Origin of the sequence: Pseudarthrobacter sp. L1SW, from assembly GCF_020809045.1 — a bacterium.
In the GTDB taxonomy this organism is placed as follows: Bacteria; Actinomycetota; Actinomycetes; order Actinomycetales; family Micrococcaceae; genus Arthrobacter.
The window spans coordinates 904,380-930,345 of the sequence record NZ_CP078079.1 but is presented as its reverse complement, the minus strand read 5'-3'; the positions used below and the strand labels follow the sequence as shown (position 1 = coordinate 930,345).

The window sequence follows — 25,966 nt, the reverse complement described above, 5'->3', positions numbered from 1 at the left end:
TCTCCGGGGACGGAACCAGCGCAGGTGGCCTTCGGGAGCATCACCATCATGAAAAACACCAAATTCCGTACTGCCGCGCGCCGCGGAGCCACTGTAGCCGCCATCTCCGCGGCAGGCCTGGCACTCTCAGCCACGGCGGCTAATGCCACCACCAGCACCTCCACCTGGGATGCCCTGGCGCAGTGTGAGAGCGGCGGCAACTGGGCCATCAACACCGGAAACGGCTACTCCGGCGGCCTGCAGTTCAGCCCCACCACCTGGGCCGCCTATGGGGGCACGGGTTCAGCGGCCGATGCCAGCCGCGAGCAGCAGATCGCCGTGGCGGAGCAGGTCCAGGCCTCGCAGGGCTGGGGTGCCTGGCCGTCCTGCGCTGCGCAGCTGGGCCTCAGCGGCGGCGCAACCGGCGCAGTCCAGGCGGCGCCCGTCCAGAGCGCTCCCGGGCAGGCGGCGCCTGTCCAGGCCGCTCCCGTCCAGGCCGCGCAAAGCGCGCCGGTTGCCCAGGCGCCGGCAGCCAAGCACGTGACCGCAGTGGCCCTGAGCGGCGAAACCTACACGCTGCAGGCAGGGGACACCCTGAGCATTGTTGCCGAGAAGCTTGGCGTCCAGGGCGGCTGGCAGCACCTTGCCGATGCCAACCTGGACACCATCGCCGATCCCAACCTCGTATTCGAGGGACAGGTCATCCAGCTCCCCGCATAGTGATTGCGCAGGCCTGGCGGCTGTTGTCGCCGCCGGGCCAGCCACCGCGAGGCGGCAGCCGAAGGGCACCACAGACAGGTCGGCGATAGACAAATTCCGTTGACCAAAAACGACGCCGGCACGCCCCCAAAAGGGGCGTGCCGGCGTCGTTCCTTAATCCTTGGAGGGACTGCCGCGCGGTCAGCCGGCGGCGGGAATTTCCCGCACGATCCGTACCTTCCACGCCTTGTCATCGCTGGTGTCCAGCAGGGCGACGGTGCCATGGGCCAGGTTGAGGGCGACGCGCTTCGCGGCGAGCAGTTCCAGGTACAGGTGCTCGTTCATGCGTGCGGGGGTGTCGATCATGTACTTCACGGCGTCGCGCACCTTGCGGTAGTTGACGCTGCGTTCCCGGTGCATGTGCAACTCCAGGGCCGAGCGCTGCTTCAGCCGCGGCTCGTGGCGGTTCAGCCACGAAACAGCCGCGTGCACGGCCACCACGAGGGTGAGCGATACGGCGTAGATCCACCAGCCGCTGGAGAGCAGGAACAGCGGCAGGTTTCCGATGGCTACGATCGCGATCACAATGCGGAGAGCGGCGATCCGGCGCATCGTCCGGGCGACTGCAGCCACGCCGTCGCGGAAGCGGTGCTGCTCTTTGCGCGCTGCTGCAGGATCGATGGTGAACTCGTCAAGGACCAGGATGCCCTTTGCTTCCGGGCTGAGCATCTGCCCGTAGCGGGGCATGGAGGCTGGGGTGTTTCCGGTGGTTTTTTCAACAGTTGATGTCATGAGAGGGCTTCCAAAAGGCTGGGGTGGTTGCGGTGATCTTAGTGCGTGGAGGCCCCCGGCGTATGCATGCGTCCACGATGTGAACACCACCGGCCTGCGTGTGTGGTCCGGGGCACTGCAATTGGCACATCCGCCAGGTGCCGTCAGACTGAAGGGATGCAAACCTTCCTCCCGTACCCCGATTTCCAGCAGAGCGCCGCCGCCTTGGACACCGCCAGGCTGGGCAAGCAGCGCGTCGAGGCGCTGCAGGCACTCCGTTCCCTGGTGCTGCCGGGATACGGCTGGCAGACCCACCCGGCGATCCGGATGTGGATGGGCTATGTGCCGGCCCTGACCATGTACGGCCTGGCAATGGTGGACGAGTGGACCAAGCGCGGCCACCCGGACAACACCCGGGCGAACATCACCGAATTTGCACCACAAGCCGCCCACCCGGACTATGCGGCGAAGATTCCGCTTCCGCCTTGGCTTGGGGATGCAGATTTCCACCTCAGCCACCGCTCCAAGCTCGTGCGCAAGGAGCCGAAGTTCTACAGCCCGGTATTCACGGATGCGATCCCCGAAATGGACTACATCTGGCCGGAGCCCAGGCATGAGTTCCTCCCGCAGGAGCCGGAAGGCGACATTCTGTGGATCCTCCGTTCCCCGCACCACGACGTCGATCCCCAGACACTGACCACAGTGGCGCTTCCGCCGGTGAACCGGAGCTCCGCTGCGGAGGCGGTTCCTGGCGACGACGACTACTCCCCTGTCTTCCTCGACGACGGGTCCCGCCGCCCTTCCCGGCAGTCCCGGAAGGCACCGCCCAAGCAGCTGGTCAAGAAACCGACCCGCAAGCGCCTGGCGCAGGAGGAAGCATTCTCCACACTGCCGGGCAAAACGCCGGTGGCCGTTCCGTTCGAGCACGGCCACAAGTTTGCGGTGGGACAGGTGGTGGGCCGGCCCATCACGCTGGAGGACGGCAGGTTCGGCAGGAATTTCACTGTCACCGAGATCATCGACCGCTCCGCTTTTGCCTACCCCGCCCTGCTCCAAGACCCCAGGGTGTTCTTCCCGGTGGAGGCGCCGTAACCCATGACCATCCTGTTAGCCGGCTGCGGTGATTTGGGGACCGAGGCCGGGCTGCGGTTCCATGCCCTTGGCCACCACGTGGTGGGCTGGCGGCGTTCCCCCGCCAAACTGCCGGCCGCGATCGAAGGTGCAGCGGCGGACCTGGGCGCACCCGACCTGCCGCGCGTCCCGGCGGACACCACCGCCGTCGTCATTGCCGTGGCTGCCGACTCGACGACGGAAGAGGCCTACCGGTCCGCCTATGTTGGCGGCCTCAGCCACGTGCTGGACGCCTTGGAGCGCGACGGCGTGAGGCCCCAGCGGGTGCTTTTCGTTTCCTCGACGGCGGTGTACGGCGATGCCGGCGGCGGTTGGGTGGATGAAAGCACGCCTCCCCGCCCCGCTGGATTCTCGGGGCGCATCCTGCTGGAGGCGGAGCAGCTGCTGGAGTCCAGGTTCAGCGGAACGGCAACCACTGCCACGTCCCTCCGGCTGGGCGGCATCTACGGACCCGGCCGCACGCGCCTGATCGACCAGGTCCGCGGCGGTACCGCGGTGGTACCGGACGATGCCAGGTACACCAACCGCATCCACCGCGACGACGCTGCTGCCGCCATCGTGCACCTGGCCACCATGCCTCCCGAACCGGCCCCCGTATACGTGGGCGTGGACAACGACCCCGCCGATCTGGGCACAGTGCTGCGCTTCCTGGCCGCGGAGCTGGGGCTGGCGGAGCCGCCAGTGGGCGATGCCGGGCCCGCACGGGGCGGCAATAAGCGCTGCCGGAACAAACTGCTGCGCAGCACGGGATTTGAATTCGCGTTTCCCTCGTTCCGTGAGGGCTACCGGGACATCCTCGCCGGCAAGGGGGTACGCCACCCCTAGCCTGGGGCCGCGCACCGACGTCTGCGCTTAGGCTGGCTGCTTGGGCCCAGGACGAAGAGGAAGGCGTGGACCATGGATTTTCGGCACATCATTGAAACGGTTGGCGAGTTTGTCGACTTTGCCGGGGTGGCCGTGATGGTGATCGGGGCGCTTGTTTCCATCCCCCTCGCGTTGCGCGGCCACCAGCCCCGCAAACTGCCCGCCGGCGCGGAGAAGCTGACCTTGTACCGTTCCTACCGGCAGCTGCTGGGGAGGTCCATCCTTCTGGGCCTCGAGCTGCTGGTGGCCGCCGACATCATCCGCACCGTCGCTGTCACCCCGACCTTCGAAAGCGTCGGGGTCCTGGCCGTCATTGTGCTGATCCGGACATTCCTCAGTTTCTCGCTGGAGCTGGAAATCACCGGGCGCTGGCCGTGGCAGAAAGAGTCCCGGGAGTCCGCCGATCCTGCCGGGGCCCCCGCAAGCTAGAAAGGCAGAGTCGCGTCCAGTGGCCTCCGGTAGGCTTCGCACGTGGATCACCGTTCGAACGCCGCGGACCTCTGGCCCTCCCCGCCCGAACTGCCGCCGCCCTGCATCATGGACCAGCAGTGGAGAGACGCCATATTCCTGCACTGGCGCATCCCTGAAAACGAGGCTGCCCGTTTCATGCCGCCCGGAGTGCAGCCGGACCTCTTCGACGGCAGTACGTGGGTTGGTCTTATCGCTTTACGGATGACGAACGCCGGAATCGGACGCGGTCCCGGAATCCCGTACTTGGGGAGCTTCAATGAGGTCAACGTGCGCCTCTATTCGAGGGAACCCGATGGCACCCGGGGCGTGGTCTTCCTGAGCCTGGACGCTGACCGGCTGCCGGTGGTCCTGGCGGCGCGGGCGGCCGGCATCCCTACGTGTGGTCGCGAATCCGCTCTTCCCAGCCCTGGCCGGCGCCGGGCAATGAAACGCTCGGCTATTCCGTCAGGCGTTTCAGGCAAGGAGCCCGGAGCAGCTTTGCCGTGGTACCCCAGTCCGGGCCCGCCGTCGAGGACCCGTTATCGGTCTTCCTCACGGCGAGGTTTGGCATGCACGGCGCATTCCGGGGACGGAGCATCTACATTCCCAACACCCATCAACCATGGCCGCTGTACTCTGCCAGGCTGGACCATCTACAGGACGAACTGATTGGGTCTGCGGGGATCAGCGTGGGCGGTCCGCCCGAATCGGTCCTGTTTTCACCAGGGGTGCGGACCCAGTTCGGGCGGCCGAGGCTGGTGGGTAGCCTCGGCCAACCGCCGGTGGCTTAGGCGTCCTGCCAGCCCCGGCCTTCGCTGAACGTGGCCACAAGCGTGCCCACGCCAGCCTGCAGCGAGTTGGACGGGTCAAAGTAAAGGGAAGCTTCGGAGGCACGGCTGTGGGTTATGAGCTGCTCCGCTTCAAGCTTTGCCTCCGGCACGGTTGCCCCGACGATCCCTGTCCTGGCCGGAAGTTCCGGGGTGTGCACCACCTCCGCGTTGGTTTCGGAGAGCGGAATGGTGGTGCCGGTGTTGATCTCATCGTAGGGGAACTCAAACTCGGCATCGCCGGTCGCGGCAGGAATCGTGTACTCCAGAAAATAGGTCATAAGCCCACCTTTGCAGAAACACCGCACTGCCGAAAGTCGGCCCGCGCTGCGGAGCCAAAGCACGTATTCCCACGTCAACCAGCAGGCTCCTATACTTGCCGGATGATGATGTCGCTGTGGTTTGGCGCCATAGCATCCAGCGCCCTGGTACTGGGTGCATTCATCGGTGTCCGGTTCGAACTTCCCAAACGGCTTCTGGCCATGCTCCTGGCTTTCGCCGCCGGTTCGCTCATCACAGCTTTGGCTTTTGAACTCTTCGAGGACGCTTACCAACGCGGGGGCATAGTACGCGCGGCGATCGGGCTGCTGCTGGGTGCAGTGGTCTTCACGGTTTTGAGCGCTGTACTGGACCGCTGGGCACAGGCGGGAGACCAGAAGCATGCCAAGGCCGCGGATGAGTTCCAGGGAAGTGCGAAGCTGGACACCGATGCCGCGGCGAGCGACAAACGCGCCACCAAGGCATCCACGAGCGGAGCCGCCGGTTTGGCCTTGCTGGCCGCGGTCACTCTGGACGGCGTCCCGGAAAACGTTGCCTTGGGAATCTCCTTGGGCGAGGGAACAGGAGGTCTGGCTTTGCTGGCAGCAATCTTTGTCTCCAACTTCCCCGAAGCGCTGGTTGGTTCAGCCTCCATGCGGAGCCAGGGGCGGTCCACCAGCAGCATCATCGGATTGTGGGTTGCCTGTGCCGTCCTGCTGGTCATCGCCGTCGTCGTCGGGGCTGGGCCGCTATCCGGCACCGACCCCGAGGCCATCTCCGTACCGCTCGCATTCGCAGCAGGCGCGGTGATCGCGTCCCTCGCAGACACCCTAATGCCGGAAGCCTATGAGCACGGCGGACCGGCCGTCGCGCTGAGCACCGCGGCCGGGTTTGTCCTTGCGTTCGTGCTGTCGCTGGCCTGAACAACCGCAACAGGACTACTTGCCAAGGCCAGCTTTCCGCAGGGCCTCGGCCATGGCTGTGTTGACGGGGGCAGGCTTCGGCGAAGAAGCACGGCCGACGGCGGGCTGCGCTCCCGAGCGCTTCGGCTCCGGCCGGGCGCCGGGCTGCTGGGCGCCAGGCTTCTGCGAACCAGGCTTCTGCGAACCGGGCTTCTGCGGGCCGGCCTTTGGCGAGCCGGACTGACCTCCCCCGGACCTGCCGGCCCCCGGCCTGCCGGAACCGGCCCCGCCAACGGAGGGTTCGTCGTCGAGCCTCAACGTCAGGGAAATCCTCTTCCGCTCAGGATCCGCCTCCAGCACCTTCACACGGACCACCTGGCCGGACTTCACCACTTCGCGGGGATCGGAAACAAAGCGGTTCGCCATCGCCGAGACGTGGACCAGGCCGTCCTGGTGGACGCCAACGTCAACAAAGGCGCCGAAGGCAGCGACGTTCGTCACCGTTCCCTCCAGCACCATCCCGGGCCTGAGGTCGGAGATCTTCTCGATTCCCTCCGAGAATGTCGCGGCCGCAAACGCAGGGCGCGGGTCCCGTCCCGGCTTGTCCAGCTCGGAGAGAATGTCCTGCACTGTGGGCAGGCCGAACGTATCGTCCACGAAGTCGCGCGGGTCCAGGGAGGAGGCCGGCGCCGAACCGGCAGCAACCAGGATCTTCCGGGCCACCGCATAGGATTCCGGGTGCACACTGGAGGCGTCCAGCGGCTCCGCTCCCCCGGTGATCCGGAGGAAGCCTGCGCACTGCTCAAAGGCCTTGGCGCCCAGCCGCGGCACCTTTTTCAGGTCGGTGCGCTTGGCGAAGGGGCCGTGCTCGTTCCGGTAGGCCACAATGTTTTCGCTCAGCAGGGGCCCGACGCCGGCCACGCGGCTGAGCAGTGCGGGCGAGGCCGTGTTCACGTCCACGCCCACGGCGTTCACGCAGTCCTCCACCACGGCGTCCAGGCTGCGGTCCAGCTTCGAGGCCGTCACGTCATGCTGGTACTGGCCCACACCGATGGACTTCGGATCGATTTTCACCAGCTCCGCAAGCGGGTCCTGGAGACGGCGGGCAATGGACACCGCACCGCGGAGGGAGACGTCCATCCCGGGCAGCTCAGCGGCAGCAAGGGCCGACGCAGAATAGACGGACGCACCGGCTTCGGACACCACCAGCTTCTGCGGCTTCCGGTCCACCTCCGGCAGCAGCTTGATCAGCTCGGCCGCGAGTTTGTCCGTCTCCCGCGACGCCGTGCCGTTTCCAATGGCGATGAGTTCGACGGCGTGCTGCCGCGCCAGCCGCACCAGGGTTGCCAGTGCTTCGTCCCACTTCCGGGCGGGTGCATGCGGGTAGACGGTGTCGGTGGCCACCACCTTGCCGGTGCCGTCCACCACGGCCACTTTGACGCCGGTGCGGAGCCCCGGGTCCAGCCCGAGGGTGGCCCGGTTCCCGGCCGGGGCGGCCAGCAGTACGTCGCGCAGGTTGGCCGCGAACACCCGGACGGCCTCGTCCTCCGCGGCAACGAACATCTTGCCGCGGAGATCCGCAGTCAGCCGCGACAGCAGGCGGGACCGCCAGGCCACCTGCGCGGTCTGGACCAGCCACGCGTCGGCGGGACGGCCGCGGTCGGCGACCCCGAGGCACCTGCCCACTGCCGATTCGTACCGCGAGCGCGCGGCCGCCAAAGCGTCGTCGTCCGCTGGATCTGCCTCGGCAAGGTCCAGCTCGAGGACGCCGTCCTTCTCGCCGCGCAGCAATGCCAGGACGCGGTGGGAAGGCATCCCGGCGGGCGCCTGGGCGAACTTGAAGTAGTCGGCAAATTTCTGCCCGTCGCTTTCCTTCCCCTTCTTTACGCGCGACACCATGCGGCCCTGCGTCCACAGCCGCTCACGCAGGGTGGCGGCCAGGTCGGGGTCCTGCGCTACCCGCTCAACCAGGATGGCGCGTGCCCCGGCCAGCGCCGCAACGGCGTCGGCGATGGCATGCTCCGCGTTGAGGTACTTGGCGGCCTCGCGTTCCGGGTCAAGGTCAGGCCGCTTCAGCAGGGCATCGGCAAGGGGCTCAAGGCCGGCTTCCCGCGCGATCTGCGCCTTGGTCCGCCGCCTGGACTTGAACGGCAGGTAGATGTCCTCGAGCCGGGATTTCGTGTCCGCGGCGAGGATGGCCTTGGCCAGCTCAGGAGTCAACTGGCCCTGCGCTTCGATCGCGTCGAGCACCGAACGACGGCGGTCGGCAAGCTCGCGGAGGTAGCGGAGCCGTTCGTCGAGTTCGCGGAGCTGGGTGTCGTCCAGCGTCCCGGTGGCCTCCTTGCGGTACCGGGCGATGAACGGCACGGTGGATCCGCCGTCGAGCAGTTCAACAGCTGCCTTCACCTGCCAGGCCTTGACGCCGAGCTCTGCGGCTATCTGCGAGTAGATGGCATCGTCCGGTGTCGTGGACTGGGACGGGGCGGACGGGGCTTGCGGCAGTTGAGTCACCAGAACATCTTGCCCTACCGGCTTCCCCGGCTCCACTGCCCGTGCGGCAGCCGGCCACCGGCACCCCCGGGCAGAGGTATTCCGCTCCCGCCCGCAAAGTGCTGTAGTGGAAATGCCGTCACAGGCGCCCAACGCTCGAGGAAGAGGCCACCATGCGGGAACTGCTTATCGTTTTTCAGGAGGGGTTCGACGAAGCCAACATCACTGTGACGGTCAACGGCAAACAGGCGCGGCGGGACCTAGGGGTGTCCACCAACCCGCTCCTGGGCATTGCCAACGAGGTGTCCGTGGAGCTACCTGCAAAGGGAGCGCAGGTGGGCGTGGAGGTGACCAATCGGGGGCTGAAGGCGATCACGAAGGTGAGCGGCAAGCCTAAAAGCGTGCTGGTTTGGATCGAGGACGGCAAGCTGGTGATGAAGGAAGGAACCGGCCGGGAGGCCGTGCTTTAACGGCACGCGCTTGCCGGGAAATCGGCCCTAGCGAAAGTCCATTCGCTGGAGTAGCATCTGATCACCGCCGGCATCCCTGAGGAGTCCGGCGGGCCAGATTAACAGTGTGAGCCGGAGGTCGTCGGATGGCCCCTGGCGCCAGCTGCCGGGACAGCACACCGCGCAGCCAGCGACGGCGGCACCCAGAGCCGGGTGCCGCCGTCGTCGTTAAACCCCGTCCTAGTTCTGGTAGGCGGGGTAGTCCGTGTAACCCTCCGCGCCGGCGGCGTAGAACGTAGACGGGTCCGGCTCGTTCAGCGGGAGGCTTTCCTTCCAGCGGCGGGCAAGGTCCGGGTTGGCAATGGCAGGACGGCCCACCACCACAGCGTCGGCATGGCCGTCCGCCACCAGGGACGCGGCCTCATCACGGGTGGTGACCACGCCGAATCCGGTGTTCACCAGGAAGGTTCCGCCGAAGCGGGCACGGAGATCCTGGACCAGTTCCCCTGCCGGCTCGTGGTGCAGGATGCTCAGGTATGCAAGGTTGAGCGGGGCGATGCTGTCCACGAGCACCTCGTACGTCGCACGGACGTCGGCGGCATCAGTTTCAGCGATTCCCTGCACGTTGTGCTCCGGGGAGATGCGGATGCCGACGCGGTTGGCGCCAATGGCGGCCACCACTGCGTTCACGGTTTCGATGACGAACCTGGCACGGTTCTCCGGCGAGCCGCCGTAGCTGTCGGTGCGGACGTTGGAGTTGGGGGCAAGGAATTCGTGCAGCAGGTATCCGTTGGCCGAGTGCAGTTCCACGCCGTCGAAACCGGCCTCGATGGCGTTGAGCGAAGCATTCACGAATTCCTGGATCACCATGGGCAGCTCATCCGTGGTCAGCGCATGCGGCACCGGGTAGGGCTGCTTGCCGAGCGGGGTGCGGACCTCGCCCTCGATGGCGACGGCGCTGGGAGCCACCGGTACAAGGCCGCCGGTGATGTCCGGGTGCGAGACGCGTCCGCCGTGCATGACCTGGGCGAACATGCGGCCGCCTTCAGCGTGGACGGCGTCGGTGACGTTCTTCCAGCCGGCCACCTGTTCCTCGGTGACGATGCCGGGCTGGCCGGCGTAGGACCGGCCGGCAGGGGCGGGATAGGTTCCTTCGCTGACAATGAGCCCGAGGGACGCCCGCTGGCGGTAATGCTCGACGACGAGCGGACCGGGGACGCCTTCCTCACCTGCGCGGAGCCGCGTCAGAGGCGCCATGACCAGGCGGTTGGGGAGTTCAAGTTCGCCGAGGGTGAGGGGGGAAAACAGCATGCGCAGTTCCTTTCGAAGGCTGAAGACTACTGTCCTTGCCAACTTGGAAGCACCGGCGGCTATTCCGGCTGCGATGCGAATCACAGCAGGTTCGCCGGGCGCCGTGGCTCTTATTGAGCCCCTACCGCTGGCCGCCCGGACAGCCCTGGCCCTGGGGATTGGCGTTGCAGTCATCGGCGTAGTTCCTGGTGAGCGAGCGCCACACGCTGATGGTCTGGGGTGGAGCGCTGAACTGGCCCTGGCCCGGTATCGGCAGGGCCGGACCGGCGTTGACAGAGTACGTTCCCTGGAAGGACGTGGTCAGCACCACCTGGAAGTCGCCCGTGGCTCCGTAGGCATGGCTCGTCCGGGTCTTCTCGCCCCAGCGGTCCTGCGGCAGCGGTCCGCCCATTGACGGCTGGGGACCGAAGACGGTCCCATCCCCGTAGTTCCAGGTGTACTGGACCGGCGTGGCAATGATGTGCACCTGCTGCCCGAACATGGTGACGTCGAACTGCTGTTCAGCCGCCTCCGCGTAGAAGTTGGTCTCGGCACCCCTCAACGTGTGCGGACTTGGTTGGGCCACCACTGTCCCGGCGTCGACCGGAAGGCTCTGGAATTGCCGCTGGATGTCAGCGGCGATCCGAGGCAGCAGGTCTTCTGGTCGGGCGTCGTAGAGGCAAGTAGGGCCGGAATGGAATGCCCAGACTGCCCCCGGAACTCCCCGTGGCTTGGAAAGCCAAGTGACAGGAATTCCTTCCTTTCCGTCGGGCCCGTTTTTGCACTCAAGCTGCCTCGCGAGGCAAGGCGTGTCAAAGTCACCACCGCCCAAGTGGCACTGGAGTTCGTACTTGTACTCGTTGGGGTCTGTATTAGGGACGTTTGGATCTGCTCGAACAAAATCCTTTGCCTCAGAGTCCCATTTGAAGCCATTGAATTGCAGTCCGGGATTCCACTCCCCACCGAACTCCGGATCGCTAGCTTCCTCCGCACGAACGGGATGCGAAAGAAAGAGAAGGAAGACTGCCGCTGCAAGGATGATACGGAGCAGTCGATAACCCGACATGGCTAGCCAACTATGCTTCCGAGCTCAGCCACTGACCAGGCGCCGTTCTCATAGGCCACAACGAGCAGATTGCCCTGGTCGGGCGCCTGTGGGTCTGTTCGTGCGGTAGTCCCATCAGCTCGCATATAGGACAACGGCTCTTGGTGAACCTGAACGGCTACCTTGTACTTCCCCCCTTGATCCTTTACGAAATTGGTGTCTGCGACTGGAGTCGTAAGCTTTCCGCCTACAAGCCATCGTCCATCTGAGTGCCAGTTCACTATGACTTCTTTGACTTTTTGGCAGGCTGCGCAGGACTCTGGCTCCACGCTTTCAAAGGCATCAATCTTGCCAGTCTCGTAGGAGTAACTGAGCACACTGAACCAGTACTTTGCGAACGCCTCAAGCCCCTCCTTCGTCTCCGTCTTTGCAACCTCAGGCAGCACGGGGACCGGAACGTTCTGGGCAGGGCCGGATGCGTCGGCTGGCTTGTAGACGGCGGTCGGCGTTGGAGTCGAGGAAGGGCTGGGGCTGGGGCTGGCCGACTCTGTACCCGCAGGAGTTGCCGTGCCGGGATCTGCGGGAGCGCCACCAGCACAACCGGCAAGCAATAGCGCCGCTGCAACAAGGAAGGCGGCGGCACTGGGCCGGGCCCGCCAAGACGTAGGGAGGTTCTGTGATGTCATGGGCCGCTAATCCCCCAGTAGTTTCAAGACGGCTTGCTCCGGACAATGACTTAAGGGTAGCCCAGGTCACAATTCAGCGATCAAACTTATCCACAGCTACCCCGGCAAGGTTTTACCATCACCAAGGGTCACGGAAAAAGTCATAAGGGAAGCCGGCACAAAAGCACCGGCTTTCCTTATGACAGATATGTCGAGTGGCTACTTCTGCGGCGGCAGCACCAACTCCCCTGTCTTGTCCGTGGACAAGGCGAGCGACGAAACATACTGCGGGCCGCCGTCGGGAGCGTCCTTCGCGGAACGGACCATGTCCGGCCGCTCGAACTCAATGCCGGTCACGTGGCACAGGAGCTTGGCGTCGCTCGGGTTCCCATCGGCGTCGAACATGGGCAGGTCAATGCCGTCGTCCGTGCGGCGGAGGTAGTACCGCCCGCGGGTGGCCAGGGCCAGCACCGGCGGAAGAACCAGCGCCAGGCCCACCGCGAAGATGGGCGAGAACGGCTGGATCGCGGCCCCAAAGGCTCCAAAGAACACGGCAATCGAGATCCCCGCGGAAACGAGCATCGAGACGAACCCCACCGGGTTCACCGCATACAGCATGCCGCGGCGAAACTCCGGAACCTTGGGCGAGATCTTCAGCAGGTACTTGTTGATGGCGATGTCGGATGCCACGGTTACCACCCACGCCATGGCGCAGTTGGCGTAGAACCCGAGGATGGTGTTGAGGAAGTCGAACATGTTGGCTTCCATCAGGACCAGGGCAATGACCAGGTTGACCACCACGAAGACCATGCGGCCGGGGTAGGTCTTGGTGATGCGGGTGAAGGAGTTGGTCCATGCCAGCGAGCCGGAGTAGGCGTTGGTGACATTGATCTTGATCTGCGAGATGACCACCAGCACCACCGCCAGCGTCATGGCCAGCCAGGCCGGCATCATCTCCCGGTAGACGCCCAGGAACTGGTGCACCGGCTCGTTGGCGGTGGCGGAGGCAGCCGGATCCAAAGTAGCGATCAGGTAGATGGCAATGAACAGCCCGACGATCTGCTTGATGGCGCCGAAGATCACCCAGCCCGGCCCGGCAAGGATCACTGCCCGCCACCACGCACCCTTGTTGGCCTCGGTGCGGGGCGGCATGAAGCGCAGGTAGTCGATCTGTTCGGCAATCTGGGCCATTAGGGACAGGCACACGCCGGCAGCCAGCATCACGGAGGCAAGGTTGGGCCCGCCCTCGCCAGATTGCCCGGTGTAGGCGAAGAAGGTGTTGATGCTCTCCGGGTGCGAAACCAGCAGGTAGCCCACCGGAACCACCATCAGGAGCAGCCACAGCGGGGTGGTCCACACCTGCAGCTTGGCCAGGGTGTTCATCCCGTAGATCACCAGCGGAATGATGATCACGGTGGATGCGGCGTACCCCAGCCACTGCGGAATCCCCAGGCCCACTTCCAGGCCCTGGGCCATGATGGAGCCTTCAAGGGCGAAGAAGATGAACGTGAATGTCGCGAAGATGACGTTGGTGACCACGGACCCGTAGTAGCCGAAGCCGGAGCCGCGGGTGATGAGGTCCAGGTCGATGTTGTACCGGGCTGCGTAATAGGCCAACGGGAAGCCTGTGGCGAAGATGATCACCGCCGCCACCAGGATGCCGAAAATGGCGTTGACGGTGCCGTACGCGATGCCGATGTTCGCGCCGATGGAGAAGTCCGCCAGGTAGGCAATGCCGCCCAGGGCACTGGTGGCCACTACGCCGGCGCTCCACTTGCGGTAGGAGCGCGGCGCGAACCGCAGGGTGTAGTCCTCGAGGCTTTCCTTGGTGGCGCTCAGCGCCGCAGCGTTGCCCGCCGTCGCTGCCGGAGCGCTTCCGACGACGGCGGCGCCTGACGGTGCCGGCGGTTCCAGCAGTTGCGTTGTCTCTTTGTCGTTGCTCATGATGTGCGTCGCTTTCCTTGCTGAAGGGGTCTAACGCGACGCTATCCAGCAAGATCGACGGGCCGGTCACCAGGTTGTTTCCGCGGCGTTAAGCATTTGACTGCCCCTGTAAACAAACCCGGAAGCCCTGCATTGTTGCCGGGCCACAAAAACGGCGGGCAAGGACAGAATTACGGTCAGAAGGAGACCTAATCCAACCCGAAGGACTGAAATGATGACGCACCCGCTTCATGTGGAACACCCCATCCTCGAGACCGCCCGGCAGCAGGTCCTGGAGGGCGGAGTTGGCCTCTCGGAGCTGCAGCTGGTGGAGGTCCTCCGGCTTCCCGACGACGCAGTTCCGGCCGCCCTGGAGCTTGCCCACCAGGTCCGCCTCAAGCACTGCGGAGAGGCCGTGGAGGTGGAAGGCATCATCTCCATCAAGACCGGCGGCTGCCCGGAAGACTGCCACTTCTGCAGCCAGTCCGGGCTCTTTGACAGCCCGGTCCGTGGCGTCTGGCTGGACATCCCGGAACTGGTCAAGGCAGCCAAGGAAACCGCGGCGACCGGGGCCACCGAGTTCTGCATCGTAGCCGCAGTCCGCGGGCCGGACATCAAGCTCATGAACCAGATCAAGTTCGCCATCAGCCGCATCAACGAGGAGGTGGACATCAACATCGCCTGCTCCCTGGGCATGCTCACCCGGCACCAGGTGGACCAGCTGGCCGGCTGGGGCGTCCACCGTTACAACCACAACCTCGAGACTGCCCGCAGTTACTTCCCCCAGGTGGTCACCACCCACACCTACGAGGAACGGCTGGACACCTGCAACATGGTCAAGGAGGCCGGAATGGAGCTGTGCTGCGGCGCCCTGATCGGCATGGGCGAATCCCTGGAGCAGCGGGCCGAACTCGCAGCCCAGCTGGCGGCGCTGGAACCCCACGAGGTCCCGCTGAACTTCCTCAACCCCCGCCCGGGTACACCGCTGGAGAACCAGCAGATTATGGACGGCAAGGACGCCCTCCGAGCCATCGCAGCCTTCCGGCTGGCCATGCCCCGCACGGTCCTGCGCTACGCCGGCGGCCGGGAGCTCACCCTGGGCGACCTGGGCACCCGCGAGGGACTCCTGGGCGGCATCAACGCCGTCATCGTCGGCAACTACCTGACAACCCTCGGCCGCCCCGCAACCGCCGACCTCAACCTCCTGGTGGACCTCAACATGCCCATCAAGGAACTCCAGAAGACCCTATGAGCAGCCCCGCACAGGGTCCAGCCGCCGCCCTGTTCTGCGCCCTCTGCGGCGAGGCCCTGAGAAAGGAAACGTCCGACGGCGGCAGCACCGCGCCGTCGTACGTTCACCAAGGCGGCGCCCGCCACCAGGGGTGCACCGTGCGGCTGCAACTGGAACCACCGCGCTACTGCCCGGAATGCGGGCGCCGCCTGAAAGTGCAGGTCTCACCCCTTGCCTGGCGGGCAACCTGTTCCCGGCACGGAACGGCCACCCCGTCACAGGAAGCAAATTCATCAAACCTCTGGAATATTTCTACATAACGTAGAAGAATGGCTGCATGATGTTTGAACATGCAGATGGACAACCCGTACTGGAACTCAATGACGAGCAGTCCTGGCGCCTGTTGGAGGGCACCAAGCACGGACGGCTCGTGGTGTCGGTCGCCGGTGAACCTGACATCTTCCCGGTCAACTACGTCACGTCCGCCCGGAAGCTCTATCTGAGGACGGCGCCGGGCAACAAGCTTGCCCAGCTCACCATCAACTCCGCTGTCCTCTTCGAAACGGACGGCATCCTCTCCGAGGAGGCCTGGTCCGTGGTGCTGCGCGGGAAGGCACGCGTGATCAGCAACTCCGCGGAACTGGCGGCCGTGGAGGAACTGGGCCTGAAAACCTGGGTCCCCACCCTGAAGGACTTCTACGTGGAAATCGAACCTACGTCCGTCAGCGGCCGGCACTTCCAGTTCGGCGAACAGCCCGAGCGGGAAATCTAGGAGCTCCTGGACGGAGTGCGTGGCGGACTGAGGGCACTGGCGGACTGAGGGCATGGCGGACAGGCTCACCCCTGAACAGCGCAGCTGGAACATGTCCCGGATCCGGGGCAAGAACACCAAGCCCGAGCTGCTGGTGCGCAGGCTTCTCCATGCCAAGGGCTACCGGTACCGGCTGCACGGCCGCTCCGGCAGCACCCGCCTGCCCGGCAACCCGGACCTGGTCTTCGCCGGACGCCGCAAAGTCATCTTCATCAACGGCTGCTTCTGGCACTTCCATGACTGCCGGGTGGGGCAGCATGCGCCGAAGGCCAACGCCGAATTCTGGGCTGCCAAACGCACACGGACCCGAGACCGGGACGCCAGCCAGCGCCGGCTGCTGGAGGATGCCGGCTGGGACGTCCTGACGGTGTGGGAGTGCGAGCTCAAGGACAGCTCGGCCCTGGAAGCCGAGCTGGTGCAGTTCCTGGAAACCCGCCGCTGACCCCACAGGGTGTTCAGCGCCGCTTTGGGCTTTGGCCCCCCCCCCGGAGGCCGCCCCGGCGGACTGGAATGGTTCCCCCGGCGCAGGCATCCAGTCCCATCAAGAAACCCACAATTCTCGCCGGGAAACCTTCTCCACCAAAGCAACAGACCTAACCTGAAGTGACATCCATGCCCCACATAAATGCCCCCTCCAGGAATGGACCGCACCCACCGAAAGGACCGCCATGAGCGCCGCCGATGATGCCCCCCGGCCCCTGGTGGACCAATCCGTCCTGGACCGGCTCCGGGAAGAACTCGAGGAGGACGAGGGGTACTGCAGGGTCTTCGTGGGGAACTTCATCGAGTACTTGCCGCAACGGATCGGGCGGCTCCGCCTCGCGCTGACCACCGGAGACCTGGAAGGTTCAGTGGACGCGGTCCTGAGCCTGAAGACCTCCAGCCAGATGGTGGGTGCGGAGCGGCTGGCCGGCCTGGCCACGGAACTGGAAGTGGAAATACGCACCGAGGCCCGCAAGGCTGACGTGGCCGTCCTCCTGCCCCAGTTGGCCGTGGCCTTCCTCAGGCCTATCAACCACTGCAGCGGGCAAACGACGCACCGCCTGCAGGCTCAGTTCGCTTCCGGCGCCAGCCGGTAGCCCACTCCCCGGACTGTCTGCAGCCAGCGTGGCTTCTGGGGCGAGTCGCCCAGCTTCTTGCGCAGGTTGCCCATGTGCACCTCGACGGACCGTTCGTCCGCCTCGCTGATGTAACTGCCGACGTCGTAATCCTCGTCCCGCAGCCGCCGCACCAGGTCCGATTTGGTCCGCACTGTCCGTCCCGCTTCCAGCAACGCGTGCAGGAGTTCAAACTCCGTGCGGGTCAGGTTCATTTCCTTGCCGTCAACAACCACGGTCCTGGACGCGTAGCTCAGCTCCAGCCCGTTGTGGCTGAAGTTCCCGCGCTCGGGGTGGGCTCCCCCGTCCGTTGTGCTGTCCGTGGACAGGGCGTCGGCAGGATCCGCGACGGAACGGGGACGGCGCATCATCGCGGCGATGCGGGCGCGCAATTCCCGGGGCCGGAAGGGTTTGGTGAGGTAGTCGTCCGCCCCGGACTCCAGCCCGATCAGGGTGTCCAGTTCCTCGGTGCGGGCCGTGAGCATCACGATGTAGGCATCGGAGAACTCGCGGATCTGGCGGGAAACCTCGAATCCGTCAATGTCCGGCAACCCAAGATCCAGGGTGATCACGTCCGGGCTGAGGGTCTTGGCGATCAGGACGCCTTCCGCCCCGCTGCTGGCAACGCTCACCTCGAAACCGGCCTGTGACAGGACGGTGCGTACCAGTTCCCGGATGTCGTGGTCATCCTCGATGACCAGTCCCACTCGTGCATCACTCATAGCGCCCCCTCAGCAGCCAACGTCAGAAGTATAGCTGGCTGCCGATATCCTGCTGGTATGGCTCCACACACCCCGCTCCCGTACGTATGCGCGCCATGAGCCACCCAGTGGCGTGGGCCTCGGGTAAGTTGAGGTTTTTCCGGCGGCCCTTCCACGAGTACAGCCTGACCCAGCGGGTGGGGCTGAGCCAGATGCCGCTGTTTGTCACCACGCTGTTGACGGTGTTCCTGGTGTGGGCCTTCTTCCCCGGCACCATGGACAATCCGCTCTTTGTTGCCTTCGTGATCTCCCAGCTCGCCATCATGGGCCTTTGCTACGTGGTTCCCTGGGAGCGGCTGCCCTACACGAGCTTCCTGGTCATTCCGCTGCTGGACTTCGTCTCCATCGGCGTCGGCCGGCAGGGCGGGCAGGAAGGACTCGCGGGCATCAGCCTGCTGGCAGTATTCCCCGTGATCTGGCTGTGCGCGTCCGGATACTACCCCAGGGCGGCGTTGTGGCTGTCCTTCCTGGGGCCGCTGGCCATCATCTGGGTTCCGCTGCTGCTGAAGGGAAACTTTACGCCGCAGGACCTGGCGCGTTCCTTGCTTCTTCCGGTGATTGTGCTCGGAATCGGGGTGTCCGTGAGCGTCCTGACCCTCAGCATGATGCGGCAGCAGCGCGAACTTGAGGAAAAAGACGCCCAGCTGCAGGCCAACCTCCGGACCAGCCAGCGGCAGGAAGCACTGTTGAACACCGTCCTGGACACGGTCCACCTTGGCGTCCTTGCGGTGGACGCTGGAGGGCACGACATCCTGATGAACCGCAAGCAGCGCGGCAACCACGAGCTGGCCCGGCCCCGGGACATCGCAGATCCGAATGAGTCCCAGCTGCTGGTATTCGGGCCGGACCGGAAGACGCCGGTCCCGGTGGAGGAGCGGCCTGTACGCCGCGCCGTCCTGGGTGAAACTTTCACGGACTACCTGGTGTGGCTGGGTTCCGGCAGCGGCCAGCGCGCGTTCGTGACCACCGCCCGGGCCATGAAGGACAACGACGGCGTGTTCGTGGGCTCGGTGATCGCGTTCAGCGACGTGACGGACCTGGTGAACGCCCTGGCGGCCAAGGACGACTTTGTCTCCAGCGTGTCCCATGAGTTCCGGACGCCGCTGACCTCCATCCTGGGCTACGTGGAAATCCTGCTCGACGACGGGCTGGAGCAGCAGCAGCGGCAGATGCTCGAGATTATCCGGCGGAACTCCGAGCGGCTCCTGACCCTTGTCTCGGACCTGCTGTCCAGCCGCAACGGGCAGCTGATCGTCACGCCGGAGGCCGTGGACGTCGCCGAGCTGGTGCGGTCCAGCGTTTCCTCGGCCATACCCCGGGCGGCAGCGGCCGGCGTGGAACTCGAAGCGCGGACCCCGGACAGGCTGGAAGCGCACGTTGACGGTGCAAGGATCTCCCAGGTCCTGGACAACCTGGTGTCCAACGCCATCAAGTACTCCCCGGACGGCGGCAGCGTGCTGGTCTCCCTGGCGCAGGAGAACGGGCACCTGGCCTGCCGGATCACCGACACCGGCATGGGCATGAGCCCCGAGGACGCGTCCGAGGTTTTCGCCAAGTTCTTCCGCTCCAGCAGTGTCCGCCGGACGGGCATCCCCGGCGTCGGCCTGGGCCTGCCGATCAGCAAGGCGATCGTCGAAGCCCACGGCGGAACCATCGGGGTGGACAGCACCCTCGGCGAGGGGACCACCTTCACATTCCGGGTTCCGGTCTAGGGCGCAGGCCTCCGGCCTTCGACAAAAAGGACCGGCAACGGTTGACCTGATGCCCCGGGTATCTCGAGGGAAGGTCTAGGCCGTCCCGGCAGGGTCAGCGAGAAGCTGGGCAAATGCCAGCTCGGCGGCGCCAACCAATAGCAATTCGGACCCGAGAACCGCCCTTTTAATCTTGACGTCCGCTCCGAGTCCCCCGATCGTCTCCCGGGCCACGGCCGAGGTAAGGCGCTCCGGGTCCAGGGAGAAGATCGCGCCCAGAAACCCGCCGAGCACGATCATTTCGGGGTTGAAAATGTTGACAAAATTCGTCAGTGCCACCGCAAGGAGGTCGATCTGCCGTTCAACTTCCTTTTGCAGCTCCCGGGACGGAGGCTCGGCAATGGCCCGCTCCAGCTCGTCCTGATCCGCCCGGGCAAGGCCGAGCGGGGCGAGCAGCCGTTCGAGGCGGACTTCGGCATCCAAACACCCGGACCTTCCGCAATGGCACTTTTCCCCGTTGGTTCGCACCAGAGTGTGTCCAAGCTCGCCGGCAAAACCTGCAGAACCCCGCAAAGTCCTGGCTCCGGACATGACGCCACCGCCGATGCCGCTGGCGCTTCCGTTCAGATACACAACGTCCGAGATCCCTACGGCCGCCCCGTAAATACTTTCGGCGAGCGAACCCAGAGTGGCATCGTTCCCGGCACGCACCGGACGGGCCAGGGCTTGCTCAAGAAAGGCCGCCAAGGGCTCATCGGCCCACTGGAGGTGCGGTGCCAGTAGTATCTGGCCGTCGGACGATCTGACGAGTCCGGGAACAGCAAGCCCAACGCCTGTAATCCGATCCATGGCGTCCAGGTCGGCCTGCATTCCTTCTACAATCGCCCGGCTAATGTTCACTGTTTCCGTTACGGAAGGCTGTGTGGCTGCCTCATACCGAATCCTGCGATGAACGTGACCGCCGAGGCCCACAAGCCCGACGGTCACGGCATCTACATCTGGATTAATGGCTAAGGCCGCGACCTTTTCGTTGGGATGAACGAGGGGGCTTGGCCGTCCGACACGCCCTATGGCAGGCGGTTCTGTTTCGTAGGCAAGTCCGAGGTCCCCGAGCTCGGCCGCAAGGGCGCCTATAGTTGAGCGGTTCAACCCCGTCCGCTTCGTCAGGTCGGCACGCGACAGCGGTCCTCCCCTGTGGAGCAGGCCCAAAATCAACGACAAGTTGGTGCGCCGGATCGTGTCCGTGCTATGGAGCGGCGCCGCCTTGGTTCTTCGCGTACCGTCCAGCTTCCTCAGCTGTGAAGCCGTCAACACTATGCCTCTCGAAATCCGTTGTAGTCGCTCATCTCCCCGGAACGGCGCTTGTTGAAACCGGTGACGGTTCCTCTTCCGACCTGGACCGCCGCACCGCCGATGAATACCGCTGCGATGGCATCCAGCTCATCGTTCTGCCCGGCAAAGGCGACAGCACCGCCCGCCCGGGCCGCGCTGACAACACCTGCCAGTGCCGCCCAGAATCCTGCGGATTTTCGCGGTTCCCATTATTACAGCCTTTGCGCTGGTACGGATAAGCACGGGCTGGCAAGTAGTGACCCAGCGCCCCGCAGCGGGTGGACGTCCGATCGTGAGCAACTCCCCAGTCGAACGGTGCCACACCGCGCGGCGTCGGTCCGCCGTCGGTCGGAGGAATCGAGGAAGGGCGTGACATTCAGGAACTATTTGTTGACAGGCGCAACTTATTCTGGCTAACTATGGGTCGGTGGGAGGAGAAAGCTAATCCGCCCGCCACGCCCCTCGTACAAAGGAGTATTTATGCGCACAACTCGTCCCCTACTCGCGAGCGTCCTGGCGCTGGCCTCTGTGGTGATCGTCCCGAGCACGGCCTTCGCTGCTCCGGCTCCGCCGTCAGACCCAAAGGCGTCAGAGCACTCGTCCGTCATCAGTGAGAACAGCCTGCGCGCCCTCGCGGACGAAGCCGGCATCAAGATCGGTGTTGCCGTGAATGCCGATCTGCTGGAACAAAACGGCAAGTACCGCAACATCGTCAACACCCAGTACTCCAGCGTCACCGCCGAAAATGTGATGAAGTGGGAGGCGCTGAACCCGGCTCCCGGCGTTTACGACTGGGCCGCGGCGGAGGCGCTGATCGCCAACGCCGAGGCGAACGGCCAGGTGGTACGGGGGCACACGCTCGTGTGGCACAACCAGCTGCCCACCTGGCTCACAACGGGGGATTACAGCGCCGAAGAGCTGCGCGTGATCTTGGAGAACCACGTCCGGACAGTCGCCGGGCACTTCGCGGGCGACATCCAGCAGTGGGACGTCGTCAACGAGATCTTCAACGACGACGCCGAGGGTAGCTTCCGCGAGACCGTTTGGTACCAGGCATACGAGGAACTCGGCCTGCCGGGCGAGCAGTACGTCGCCGACGTATTCCGCTGGGCGCACGAGGCCGACCCGAATGCGCTGCTCTTCTACAACGATTACAACCTGGAGTTCACTGGCCCCAAGAGCAACGCTGCGTATGCCTTCGTGCAGGAACTGCTCGCGGACGGTGTGCCGATTCACGGTGTCGGTTTCCAGGGGCACCTGGACACGCAGTACGGCTACCCTGACCTGCGCAACAACCTGCAGCGATTCGCCGACCTGGGTCTGGAGGTCGCGTTGACTGAGGTCGATATTCGGACCTACGTCGCCCAGAAGCCGAACGGCACCTACACCAACACCCCGGTGGACCCTGCCGAGGCCGACCAGCAGGTTGACTGGTGGGCACAGACCCTTGAGGACTGTCTCGCCGTTGAGGCGTGCAACTCATACACGGTATGGGGCGTGTCCGACGCGAATTCCTGGATCCCGGGCTGGTTCACCGGCCAGGGCGCAGGCCTGCTGTACGACATGCACAACAACCCGAAGCCACAGTACGAGGCGCTGCGCGAAGTTCTGCGCGACGCAGCCTGACCAACACCCGATTCCTGCTCCGGCGGCGTCACGTCGTCGGGACACACGAGGGGCACGTCCTTTTGGACGTGCCCCTCGTGCCGGATAGGCATGGCCTTCCTTGCCCCACACCGAAGCGCCATGAGCGTCCCCACCCGCACCCTAACCTCGCAAGCTCAGCCCGGGAACCCTGCGGGCGTGGGCCCAGCCTGCCGGACAACCTCGCCCCAGGACTGGCGGGCCAGTTCCCGGACGGACGCGAGGATTTCCGACGGCGGCCTGGACAGGTCCAGCGGAAATTCCACGATGTCGATATCCGTGTTGAGGATGCGGCGGAGCTTCATCTCCCCCGCCCCGGCGTAGACCAACCAGGCGGTGGGCACTGCCAGTGCGGTGCAGTGGGCCAGCATCTGGTAGTGGTCCGCCGTCAGGGAAGCGCCGGAATCTGAAGCAGCGGTGTACTTGGCGTTGTACACCACTACCGGCCGCCCCCCGAGCAGGTGTACGGCGTCCGGGCGCACCGACAGCCTGTCGGCGTCATGCACCGCCTCGCTCAGGAGTGCGTTGAACCGGAGCCGGAGCTCGCCCGGGTAGGCGGCCATTGCCTCCCGCAGCGCCGTGCCCACGAAATCCTCGAACACCTGGGACATGTCCACCACGAAGGAGGCGGTCTGCTGCATGCCTTCGCCCGCTTCCGCGGAGGCGTTGCGCAGGATCAGCTCCGCCAGGCGCAGCACGGCGTGGTAGCGGACGTTCATCCTGGTGGCTTTCCACCGGGGCAGCGGCGCTCCGGCCGGGAGGCGCGTGACGGCGTCGAGCTTTCCCTTGAGCTGGCGCAGCCTGCTCAGCACCTCGGGGCGGACGCGCGGCACCTGGCCCATCCGCTCCAGCGCGGCGCGCAGGATCCGGTTCTCGGCAATGTCCTCGGTGAACTCGTCATAGGACACCTCAAGGGGCACCAGCATGCCGGGACGCCGGGAGATCTGGTCCGAAATCCGGATCCGGCCCTTGACCGTCCGGAGCGATTCGTCCACCGTGAGATAGCCCTGCAGCACGCCGCGGCCCAGGGCCCGCTCGGCCAGCTGCGCCAGCGACTCCGCCAGCGCGCTCCACAGCTCCCGGTCCTCCAAGGCGGAGACCGAGTCAGGGCGGAAGCCCTGCTCTCCGGCGTAGCTGAGCAGGAACAGGAGCCTGCTCAGCCCCAGCCTGTCCTTGGGACGCACGTCCAGCTGCACCGTGGGTGTGCGCACCGAACCCACCTTGCCTACCGGCTCGATCCGGTACAGCCCAAGGCCCATGGGTGATGCCTTGGCCAGGCCGCTGGAATTCAGGAAGGAAGCGCTGGCCGGGTCCAGCCGCTCCACGATGCCGCGGGACAGTTCGTCCAGCACCAGGTGCCGGACGGACGCGCCGGGGTCAGCGGCCCGCAAGGCGTCCCAGCAGCTGGTCCAGCCCGAAACGCTCCTCAAGCTGCGCGCGGGTCAACTGGCCGTGGTAGTGCTCCTCCAGCAGCGGCATGAGCTCGTACTTCCAGATCCGGCGCAGGCCGGCCGGCGTCTGGGCAGCGGGCTTCATGAAGTAGGACGGGCCGATCATCAGGTCCCGGTCCCACTCGTCAATCGCACTGTTCAGGGCGTCCAGCAGCAGCGCGGGCGTGAGGTCCAGCTGGCGCGCCTGGAGGAACCGCAGCAGCGATCCCTTCACGGGTTCGGTCTGCGGGTGCAGCTCGATGAAGGAGAACCGGCGCCGGATGGCTGCATCCATCATGGCGATGGAGCGGTCCGCGGTGTTCATGGTGCCGATGATGTACAGGTTGTCCGGCAGCGTGAACGGCTCGTTCGGGCTGTACTGCAGGTAGATCCGGTCGTCCCGGTATTCCAGCAGGAAGTACAGTTCACCGAACACCTTGGCCAGGTTGGCGCGGTTCATCTCATCGATGATCAGGAAGTACGGCTTCTTCTCGTTGCCGGGCTTCGCCGCTTCCTCCGCGAGCCGGCGCAGCGGCCCCGCCACCAGCTTGAAGGACACCTGGCCTTCGTCCGTCTTGTCCGGCCGGTATCCCTCGAAGAAGTCCTCATACGCGTACGAGGGATGGAACTGGACCAGTTTGACGCGCTCATCCGTGGTGTCGTCCGCCAGCTCGGCGGCCAGGTGCTTGGCCAAGTAGGTCTTGCCGGTGCCCGGCGGCCCATACAGGACCAGCTGCCGGTTCTCCTCCAGCAGTTCGGCGATCTCCTGGAGCGGCTCAAGCTCCATGTGCAGCGAGTCGGCGAACTCGCGGGTCAGCGGGCGGAAGCCCTCCTGGACGGGAGGTACGACGGCGGCCGCTTCAGCGTCGCCGTCGGGCTCCGTTTCCGCTTCTGCGGGCAGCAGGGCCTGCAGCGCCTGCACCACTTTGGTCACGTCCACAACGATTCCGGGCGTGGCCAGCTGACGCTGGACGTGCCGGGGCAGGCTGGTGGTGGCGTGCCCTTCGTCGAACCAGCGGACCTTGCGGCGCAGCCGCCGGTTGTCATCGTTGTGTTCGGGCTCTCCCAGCACCACACCCAGCCGCACCGCGCCCGCGTGCTGGTACAGCACCAGGTCCCCCGGCTTCATCACCGTCAGGAAGGCAAAGACCGCCGTCTTGGTGTCCTCGCGCTCCACATAGCCGAGGTGTTTGTAGTCCTCGTCCACGGCGTGCTGGACCAGCCCTGCGGTAACGCCCGGGTCCAGCAGGCGGAGATGTTCGACGTCGAGGGTCACCTTCTCCTCGCCCTGCCAGGCGGTGAGCAGCTCGGTGTTGTCGCTGTGCGTGCGCAGCAGCCACGCCCGCCGGCCGGGGTCGCCCACCTTGCGCCACTGGCTGACAAGCTGGCGGGAGTACCAGTCGATGCGCTGGCCGGCCTGCTCGTCCAGGTGCAGGCGGATGCGGTGGATGTCAGCGGTGACGTCCTCTTCGGCATCCCCCTTCGCGCCGCCCACCAGCGAGGCGAAGGCGTCCCGGATCTCCTGCCGCTCCACGTCCGCCACCACGGGCTCGAAGTAGCTGGGGCAGGTGAGGAACTCGATGCTGCGGCGGATGGCGGGCTGGTCGTCCGGTGTGGCGGAAGCCAGGCGGTGGAACTCCAGCGGGTCCTGCAGGGCGGCGGCGATGGCCGCCGTGGGCTGCTGGTCCACGTGCTGGACAAAGCGGCACAGCCATTTGAGGTGGTCCCAGATGGTCCAGTTGAACTCGGCGGTGCGGTCCCTGATGACGCCGTGGTCCGTCATGCCCTCGTAGAGCTCGTCGGGCAGCTCCAGAGGAGGCTCCAGCCATGAAGCAGCCTCGGCCACGCGGGCACGCTTGACCTTCAGTGACTTCACCTCATGGGCCAGCGGGAGGGACTGCAGGAACAGCAGTTCTACGGCCAGCTGCTTCGCCTCCCGGGAGGCGCCCTCCAGGTTATGCCGGAGGTTGGTCATCATGGGGGCTTTCGGGTCCGGCGTCCCGCGTTCCAGGCGCTCCAGGAGCTCAGCCGCCGCGTCCGCCGTCCACGTCAGCGTCCGGCCATCCAGGGCAGACGGCTTTCCCAGAAGCCCCGGGCCCAATACGAACCACGCTGCGTCCTCAATCTCCTTTGAAATGCCGAGGGCGCGGGTCATGGCAGCAGTGGAGGCGGGGGTCATGAATTCAAATTTACAGGGTCAAGCTGGACGGGCGCTCAACAGACTGT

General features: G+C 65.5%; 23 protein-coding genes and 2 pseudogenes. 13 read left to right on the top strand and 12 right to left on the bottom strand.

Annotated features, from left to right (window positions below; translation table 11 throughout):
- Positions 1–48: 48 nt before the first annotated feature.
- On the top strand, positions 49–699 hold the full coding sequence (locus KTR40_RS04385; RefSeq protein WP_139028221.1) for a transglycosylase family protein: 651 nt from the start codon (positions 49–51) through the stop codon (positions 697–699).
- 180 nt (positions 700–879) lie between these two features.
- On the opposite strand, the gene KTR40_RS04380 is transcribed toward KTR40_RS04385, so the two are convergent.
- Positions 880–1,470 carry a hypothetical protein gene (locus tag KTR40_RS04380; RefSeq protein WP_139028220.1) on the bottom strand — a complete coding sequence of 197 codons (591 nt, stop codon included), beginning with the start codon at positions 1,468–1,470 and terminating at the stop codon, positions 880–882.
- Between the two features lie 156 nt (positions 1,471–1,626).
- Between KTR40_RS04380 and KTR40_RS04375 the strand changes: the two genes are divergently transcribed.
- The 4 genes and pseudogenes from KTR40_RS04375 to KTR40_RS04360 all read left to right on the top strand — a co-directional run bounded on the left by KTR40_RS04375 (position 1,627) and on the right by KTR40_RS04360 (position 4,685).
- Entirely contained in the window at positions 1,627–2,541 is a 915-nt protein-coding gene (locus KTR40_RS04375; RefSeq protein WP_228405377.1) for an MSMEG_6728 family protein, read from the top strand.
- A 3-nt stretch (positions 2,542–2,544) separates the two neighbouring features.
- A complete protein-coding gene (locus KTR40_RS04370) occupies positions 2,545–3,405 on the top strand; it encodes an SDR family oxidoreductase (RefSeq protein ID WP_228405376.1) in 861 nt (286 codons plus the stop codon).
- A 72-nt stretch (positions 3,406–3,477) separates the two neighbouring features.
- A complete protein-coding gene (locus tag KTR40_RS04365) occupies positions 3,478–3,873 on the top strand; it encodes a DUF1622 domain-containing protein (protein WP_139028217.1) in 396 nt (131 codons plus the stop codon).
- 108 nt (positions 3,874–3,981) lie between these two features.
- Positions 3,982–4,685 (top strand): annotated as a pseudogene (locus tag KTR40_RS04360) (YqjF family protein).
- Here KTR40_RS04360 and KTR40_RS04355 read toward each other — a convergent pair.
- Entirely contained in the window at positions 4,682–5,002 is a 321-nt protein-coding gene (locus KTR40_RS04355) for a hypothetical protein (RefSeq protein WP_139028216.1), read from the bottom strand. The pseudogene KTR40_RS04360 and the gene KTR40_RS04355 overlap by 4 nt on opposite strands.
- Positions 5,003–5,104: 102 nt before the next feature.
- On the opposite strand from KTR40_RS04355, the gene KTR40_RS04350 reads away from it, so the two are divergent.
- Entirely contained in the window at positions 5,105–5,902 is a 798-nt protein-coding gene (locus KTR40_RS04350) for a ZIP family metal transporter (RefSeq protein ID WP_228405375.1), read from the top strand.
- A 15-nt stretch (positions 5,903–5,917) separates the two neighbouring features.
- Here KTR40_RS04350 and KTR40_RS04345 read toward each other — a convergent pair whose 3' ends face one another.
- On the bottom strand, positions 5,918–8,392 hold the full coding sequence (locus KTR40_RS04345) for a Tex family protein (RefSeq protein ID WP_228405374.1): 2,475 nt from the start codon (positions 8,390–8,392) through the stop codon (positions 5,918–5,920).
- 152 nt (positions 8,393–8,544) lie between these two features.
- Here KTR40_RS04345 and KTR40_RS04340 point away from each other — a divergent pair, with 152 nt between their 5' ends.
- Positions 8,545–8,841, top strand: coding sequence for a hypothetical protein (locus KTR40_RS04340; protein WP_139028213.1), 297 nt, complete (start codon positions 8,545–8,547; stop codon positions 8,839–8,841).
- A gap of 219 nt (positions 8,842–9,060) precedes the next feature.
- Here KTR40_RS04340 and KTR40_RS04335 read toward each other — a convergent pair whose 3' ends face one another.
- The 4 genes from KTR40_RS04335 to KTR40_RS04320 all read right to left on the bottom strand — a co-directional run bounded on the left by KTR40_RS04335 (position 9,061) and on the right by KTR40_RS04320 (position 13,764).
- Positions 9,061–10,131 carry an alkene reductase gene (locus tag KTR40_RS04335; RefSeq protein WP_139028212.1) on the bottom strand — a complete coding sequence of 357 codons (1,071 nt, stop codon included), beginning with the start codon at positions 10,129–10,131 and terminating at the stop codon, positions 9,061–9,063.
- 121 nt (positions 10,132–10,252) lie between these two features.
- Complete coding sequence (locus KTR40_RS04330; RefSeq protein WP_228405373.1) at positions 10,253–10,696, bottom strand: hypothetical protein; 444 nt, start codon at positions 10,694–10,696, stop codon at positions 10,253–10,255.
- A gap of 482 nt (positions 10,697–11,178) precedes the next feature.
- A complete protein-coding gene (locus KTR40_RS18990) occupies positions 11,179–11,601 on the bottom strand; it encodes a DUF6318 family protein (RefSeq protein ID WP_255708547.1) in 423 nt (140 codons plus the stop codon).
- Between the two features lie 438 nt (positions 11,602–12,039).
- A complete protein-coding gene (locus tag KTR40_RS04320) occupies positions 12,040–13,764 on the bottom strand; it encodes a cytosine permease (RefSeq protein ID WP_228405371.1) in 1,725 nt (574 codons plus the stop codon).
- Between the two features lie 214 nt (positions 13,765–13,978).
- Between KTR40_RS04320 and bioB the strand changes: the two genes are divergently transcribed.
- From bioB to KTR40_RS04300, 4 genes are all read left to right on the top strand, one after another.
- The gene (gene bioB / locus KTR40_RS04315; RefSeq protein ID WP_228405370.1) at positions 13,979–14,995 is read left to right on the top strand and encodes a biotin synthase BioB; all 1,017 of its coding nucleotides are present in this window, start codon (positions 13,979–13,981) and stop codon (positions 14,993–14,995) included.
- Positions 14,996–15,311: 316 nt separating this feature from the next.
- Complete coding sequence (locus tag KTR40_RS04310; protein WP_139028207.1) at positions 15,312–15,746, top strand: pyridoxamine 5'-phosphate oxidase family protein; 435 nt, start codon at positions 15,312–15,314, stop codon at positions 15,744–15,746.
- A gap of 52 nt (positions 15,747–15,798) precedes the next feature.
- Entirely contained in the window at positions 15,799–16,227 is a 429-nt protein-coding gene (locus tag KTR40_RS04305; protein WP_228405369.1) for a very short patch repair endonuclease, read from the top strand.
- Positions 16,228–16,453: 226 nt separating this feature from the next.
- Positions 16,454–16,864: an Hpt domain-containing protein gene (locus KTR40_RS04300; protein WP_228405368.1), complete on the top strand. Its 411-nt coding sequence runs from the start codon at positions 16,454–16,456 to the stop codon at positions 16,862–16,864.
- Here KTR40_RS04300 and KTR40_RS04295 read toward each other — a convergent pair.
- Positions 16,837–17,604 carry a response regulator transcription factor gene (locus KTR40_RS04295; protein ID WP_228405367.1) on the bottom strand — a complete coding sequence of 256 codons (768 nt, stop codon included), beginning with the start codon at positions 17,602–17,604 and terminating at the stop codon, positions 16,837–16,839. The two genes, KTR40_RS04300 and KTR40_RS04295, sit on opposite strands and share 28 nt — an antisense overlap.
- Positions 17,605–17,699: 95 nt before the next feature.
- Between KTR40_RS04295 and KTR40_RS04290 the strand changes: the two genes are divergently transcribed.
- Positions 17,700–19,355 carry a cell wall metabolism sensor histidine kinase WalK gene (locus KTR40_RS04290; RefSeq protein ID WP_228405366.1) on the top strand — a complete coding sequence of 552 codons (1,656 nt, stop codon included), beginning with the start codon at positions 17,700–17,702 and terminating at the stop codon, positions 19,353–19,355.
- 75 nt (positions 19,356–19,430) lie between these two features.
- Here the strand turns inward: KTR40_RS04290 and KTR40_RS04285 are convergent, their stop codons facing one another.
- Entirely contained in the window at positions 19,431–20,306 is an 876-nt protein-coding gene (locus KTR40_RS04285) for an ROK family protein (RefSeq protein WP_255708866.1), read from the bottom strand.
- A gap of 398 nt (positions 20,307–20,704) precedes the next feature.
- Positions 20,705–20,854, bottom strand: a pseudogene (locus tag KTR40_RS04280) (sugar ABC transporter permease); the annotation flags it as partial.
- A gap of 292 nt (positions 20,855–21,146) precedes the next feature.
- Between KTR40_RS04280 and KTR40_RS04275 the strand changes: the two are divergent.
- Entirely contained in the window at positions 21,147–22,292 is a 1,146-nt protein-coding gene (locus KTR40_RS04275) for an endo-1,4-beta-xylanase (protein ID WP_228405364.1), read from the top strand.
- Between the two features lie 155 nt (positions 22,293–22,447).
- Here KTR40_RS04275 and KTR40_RS04270 read toward each other — a convergent pair whose 3' ends face one another.
- Positions 22,448–23,701 carry an McrC family protein gene (locus KTR40_RS04270; RefSeq protein ID WP_228406026.1) on the bottom strand — a complete coding sequence of 418 codons (1,254 nt, stop codon included), beginning with the start codon at positions 23,699–23,701 and terminating at the stop codon, positions 22,448–22,450.
- Positions 23,688–25,919 (bottom strand): McrB family protein, encoded by a 2,232-nt coding sequence (locus KTR40_RS04265; RefSeq protein ID WP_228405363.1) that lies wholly within the window; start codon positions 25,917–25,919, stop codon positions 23,688–23,690. The genes KTR40_RS04270 and KTR40_RS04265 overlap by 14 nt, the downstream gene beginning before the upstream one ends.
- Positions 25,920–25,966 lie beyond the last annotated feature (47 nt).